The organism is Thermoanaerobacterium butyriciformans (assembly GCF_017874545.1).
GTDB classification, from domain to species: domain Bacteria; phylum Bacillota; class Thermoanaerobacteria; order Thermoanaerobacterales; family Thermoanaerobacteraceae; genus Thermoanaerobacterium; species Thermoanaerobacterium butyriciformans.
This window is the reverse complement of the sequence record NZ_JAGGLT010000055.1, coordinates 1-5,258: the sequence shown is the minus strand read 5'-3', so window position 1 is coordinate 5,258 and position 5,258 is coordinate 1. Positions and strand designations below refer to the sequence as shown.

The 5,258-nt window shown below is 36.7% G+C and carries 4 protein-coding genes; 3 read left to right on the top strand and 1 reads right to left on the bottom strand.

Features of this window, described 5'->3' with window-relative positions:
* Window positions 1–279 precede the first annotated feature (279 nt).
* Window positions 280–2,859, bottom strand: coding sequence for a bifunctional acetaldehyde-CoA/alcohol dehydrogenase (gene adhE, locus J2Z80_RS14700; RefSeq protein ID WP_209455049.1), 2,580 nt, complete (start codon window positions 2,857–2,859; stop codon window positions 280–282).
* 363 nt (window positions 2,860–3,222) lie between these two features.
* On the opposite strand from adhE, the gene J2Z80_RS14695 reads away from it, so the two are divergent.
* The 3 genes from J2Z80_RS14695 to J2Z80_RS14685 are packed head-to-tail and all read left to right on the top strand — an operon-like array spanning window position 3,223 to window position 5,124.
* Window positions 3,223–3,744, top strand: coding sequence for an LA_3659 family protein (locus tag J2Z80_RS14695; RefSeq protein WP_209455048.1), 522 nt, complete (start codon window positions 3,223–3,225; stop codon window positions 3,742–3,744).
* Between the two features lie 59 nt (window positions 3,745–3,803).
* Window positions 3,804–4,781, top strand: coding sequence for an SPL family radical SAM protein (locus tag J2Z80_RS14690; protein WP_432422733.1), 978 nt, complete (start codon window positions 3,804–3,806; stop codon window positions 4,779–4,781).
* A 43-nt stretch (window positions 4,782–4,824) separates the two neighbouring features.
* A complete protein-coding gene (locus J2Z80_RS14685; protein ID WP_209455047.1) occupies window positions 4,825–5,124 on the top strand; it encodes a PAS domain-containing protein in 300 nt (99 codons plus the stop codon).
* Window positions 5,125–5,258 lie beyond the last annotated feature (134 nt).

Below are 5,258 nucleotides of genomic sequence, written 5' to 3'. Positions count from 1 at the left end.
AAATGATTTCAGAATGAAATTTTGGGGGATAAATTTAAAAATATATCTCCTGAAATTCAGTTATATCAGGCAACAGAAGTTGCCGAGAATACTCTTTATAGATTAGGGGGAAATTCTACTTATGGATTTAATTTCAACTATATTTTTAATAATAAATATCGGGGCTTTAGCTTTTGTAATATATTTGCTGTATAAGATTTTGATGTATGTCTCTAAAAAGTGATAAAAAAGACGGCTTATAAGTTTTAATTAACTTGTAAGCCGTTCTTTTTTCTTAAATTATGCTCCGTATGCTTTTCTGTAAATCTCTGCGATTTCTTTTGTGAGAGGCATTCTCGGATTTGAGCCTGTGCACTGATCGTTGAATGCTATATCTGACATTTCTTCGATTTCTTTTTCAAATTGTTCTTTATTGATGCCGGCGTCTTTAAGCGTCAGCGGAATATTAAGCTCTTTCATGAGGTTCTTTATAGCTTCAATTAAGCTTTCTACGCCTTCTTCAACGGTTGACGCAGGCAATCCTAAGAATCTGGCGATTTCTGCATATCTTTCTCCCGCTTTCGGATATTCATACTGTGGGAATGCTACAAACTTTGTAGGCTTTTCTGCATTGTATTTGATGACGTATGGGAGAAGTATTGCATTTGCTCTTCCGTGTGGTATGTGGAACTTACCGCCCAGTATGTGTGCCATACTGTGGTTTATTCCCAAAAATGCATTTGTAAATGCCATACCAGCCATGCAGGAAGCATTATGCATCTTTTCGCGGGCTACTTCATCATTGCCGTTTTTATATGCTCTTGGCAGGTACTCAAATACGATCTTTATGGCTTTTTCAGCCAGTGCATCTGTGTAGTCTGATGCCATTACCGATACGTATGCCTCTATGGCATGTGTCAGTACATCCATACCTGTATCTGCTGTTACAGATGGCGGTACTGTCTTTGTAAGGTCAGGATCTATTATAGCTATATCTGGTGTGAGTTCGTAGTCTGCAAGTGGGTACTTGATGTTTCTCTTTTTGTCGGTTATTACGGCAAATGCTGTCACTTCTGAGCCTGTGCCACTTGTTGTCGGTATTGCAATGAACAGTGCTTTTTTGCCAAGCTCTGGGAATTTAAATGCTCTCTTTCTGATGTCTGCGAATTTAAGTCTTAATGTTTCAAACTCGGTATCAGGATACTCGTAGAAAAGCCACATTCCTTTGGCTGCATCTATTGCAGATCCACCGCCTACAGCGATTATTAGGTCAGGATTGTATGAATTCATTATTTTTACGCCGTTCATTACTGTATCAACAGATGGATCTGGCTCAACTTCTGAGAATATTTCGTATTCGATGTTTGCTTTATCTAATTGATATGTCACTTTGTCTACGAAGCCAAGCTTAACCATGAATGGATCTGTCACTATGAAAGCCTTTTTCTTCTTTACTTTGCACAGATACTGCAGTGACCCGTTTTCAAAGTATATCTTTGGTGGAATCTTGAACCATTTCATTCTATCCTTCCTTATCACAACACGCTTAATGTTTAAAAGATTGTTGACACTTACATTGTCTGTTGTAGAGTTTCTTCCCATAGAACCGCAACCTAATGTAAGTGATGGCGTGTTTGTATTGTATATATCTCCTATTGCTCCCTGTGATGATGGTGAATTTACGATAAGCCTTCCTGTGCGGACTCTTCTTGCAAATTCGTTTATGACATCTTGATTTTCAGAATGTATTACTGCAGAGTGGCCTAAACCACCAAATTCAGTCATTTCTTCACACTTTTTGATGCCTTCATTGTAGTCTTTGACAGTATAGCAAGCAAGAATTGGGCTTAATTTTTCCCTTGATAGCGGGTACTTTGGACCTACGCCTTCGTACTCTGCAACTAATATCTTTGTGCCTTCAGGAACTTTGAAGCCTGCCATCTCGGCAATCTTGGTCGCCGGTTGTCCTACTACTGCAGGGCTCATTGCGCAGCTTTGCTCATCAATTGCGAATTTTTCAAGCTTCTTTATCTCGTCTTTATTTAAGAAGTAGCAGCCGTATTCTTTCATAAGCTTCTTAACTTCATCTGCTATTTCTTCATCTATAATTACAGCTTGCTCTGATGCGCATATAACGCCATTGTCAAATGTCTTGCTTAGGATGAGGTCTGATACAGCTCTCTTTATGTTTGCTGATTTTTCGATGTAGCATGGCACATTTCCAGGACCTACGCCTAATGCTGGTTTTCCTGAACTGTATGCTGCTTTTACCATTCCTGCACCACCTGTTGCAAGGATTAGCGATACGCCTGGATGTGTCATGAGAAGCTGTGTGGCTTCAATCGATGGTGTTTCTATCCAGCCTATGCAACCTTCAGGTGCACCTGCCTTTAATGCTGCTTCATACATGACTTTTGCTGCTGCAATGCTGCACTTTATTGCCTTTGGATGGAAACTGAATATTATAGGATTTCGTGTTTTTATGGATATTAAGCATTTAAACATTGTAGTAGATGTTGGGTTTGTGACAGGTGTAACACCTGCAATGACTCCTATCGGTTCTGCCACTTCCATGTAGTTTTCTTCTATGTTTTCATTAATTATGCCTACTGTCTTTTCATTTTTTATGTCATGGTACACGTACTCTGTTGCAAAAAGGTTTTTTGTAATCTTATCTTCGTACACACCCATTTTTGTCTCTTCATATGCCATCTTTGCCAGCTCAACGTGTTTGTCAACACCTGCTAAAGCTATTGCCTTTACGATGGCGTCAATTTGCTCTTGAGTGTAAGACATGAATTTCTTCTGAGCTTCTTGTGCTCTTGACACAAGTAAATCTATCTGCTTCTGAATGTCTAATTCCGTTTTTGTCGTTGCCATAATAAACACCTCCGTGTTAATAAATTAACAATAAACACTTATTTTACAGGCGATTGTACCAATTATTCAAGCGTTTTAACAAGGATTTTCTTGAATAAATTGAACTTTGAACCGGATGATGTAAACAAATTTTGTTATACATTTAACAATCACCTTACACCTATATGATATATTATCAATATTATTTTGTCAATATAGAAAATTTTTTATAAACGATTAACTAAAAAAATTTTTTTTAATATGGTAAGCCTTAAAATGAATTGAAATTCTTTACACACGCTTTAACACTGTATTTCTGAATTGTTGCTTGTGAATTTGCAGTATGGTATAATGGACAAAAAGGCAAAGGGGAGGGAAGGGATTTTGACAAATGAAGAATTCATGACCCTTGTGCTTCAAAGATTTGACTCAATCGATGAAAAACTATATAGCGTAGATAAAAGACTGGACAATTTGGATATAAGATTGGAAAATGTTGAAAACCGATTGGACAACGTAGATAAAAGATTGGACAATGTTGGAAAGAGATTAGGCAATGTAGAAAATAGACTTGACGATGTAGACAAGAGGCTTGACAGTGTTGATAAGAGATTTGACGATGTTGACAAGAGACTAGACAATGTAGAAAATAGGCTTGACGCTGTAGACAAGAGGTTTGACAGTGTTGATAAGAGGCTTGGCAATCTTGAAAGACAGCAAAGCGATGTTGATTATATTTTAAAACAGACATTTGAAGAGGTTACAAAGCATACAAGTCTGCTTGCTAAATTTGAGTTAAATTTTAAGAGGATTGATAAAAAATTTGACGTTTTAAATGATCATATTTTAGAAAGAGAAGCAGATGTAAAGCTGCTTTTGGATATACACAATCTTAATGATGTTTAAGTGGCGCTATGGGCGCTTTTTTGTTTATCATGATGTACTGTGAAAGGATGAAAGGTGGTATGAGGTTTTCTCATGTTTACGTTGAGAAAGATGTTGTTGATAATCCAATAGCTAAGAAGATTTTAAATACTTTAAAAAGAAGCGTTGTAATTGAAATAGAAAGATATGGGGATTTCTTCAATAGGCCGAGGCAAAGCTACCTGATGCAGAAAAAATCTTTAAATATCATACTTGCCAAGAAAAGATACGATTTTATATATAAAGGCTCTCAAATGTGCGAAGATTTTGGCATTGATGAGTTTTACCACACTTCAAACATTTTAAACTGCATTTACTCATGCGATTATTGTTATCTCCAGGGTATGTATCCATCAGCCAATATTGTCGTATTTGTAAACATAGAAGATTTTTTTGATGAGGTGGATAAACTGACGAAGAATAAAAAAATATATTTAAGCATATCTTATGAGACGGATTTGTTGGCATTTGAGTCATTTACAGGCTTTTTATCAATGTGGATAGGCTATGCAAAGAAAAATAAAAATTTGCTGATGGAGGTAAGGACTAAAAGCGCCAATGTCAACATATTTGAAAATATAGAAATTCCTGATAATGTTATATTTGCATGGTCGCTTTTGCCACAGCCGATTATTTCAATGTATGAGAAGCTTACACCATCTCTTGATATGAGGTTAAGGACAATAAAAAAAGCAGTTGAGAAAGGATTAAAGGTCAGGATTTCTATAGAACCTATTATGTACATAGAAGGTTTTGAAAAGATATACAGTAATTTCATAAATATGCTGTTTAATGAAGTGCCACATCAAAACATACATGATGTCAATATTGGTACATTTCGGATGGTAAAAGAGCAGGCTAAAAAAATAGAAAAGCTCAGGGGAACATCTCCTATCTTTTGTTATGAGACAGAAATAAAAAATGGCATTTGCACGTATAAAAATGACGAATACATGAAAGACTTTGTCTACAACGAATTAGTAAAATACATTGACAAAGAAAGAGTATTTGTAAAATAGTGATTTATATCACAGTAATAATTTCGTTGATAAAGATGATGTAGTGAGATATTTCTCAAATAGCAATGACAGGATTTTCGCTAGGACGAAGGCTGTAATCGGCAGGAAAGTTCAGTATTGTCACCCGCCTGCCAGTGTCCACGTTGTAGAAGAACTTTTAAGGGACTTCAAATCAGGGAAGAAGAGCCATGAAGATTTCTGGATAAAAATGGGTGGCAAATATGTGTACATTAGGTACTTTGCTGTAAGAGATAAAGATGGTGAGTATTTAGGTACATTGGAAGTTACACAGGATATAGCACCGATTAAAGCTTTAGAAGGGGAAAAGCGACTTATGTCGTAAGATAAGGGCAGCTATTTTCTATAATTGAAAAAGCTGCCCTTATTGTGCGCCCGGCATGGGCGATAACTAGGCGGTGAAAGTCCGTTGTGGGCTTGGTAGTGGGAACCACTAGCTGAACCGCAAGGGTGTCCATC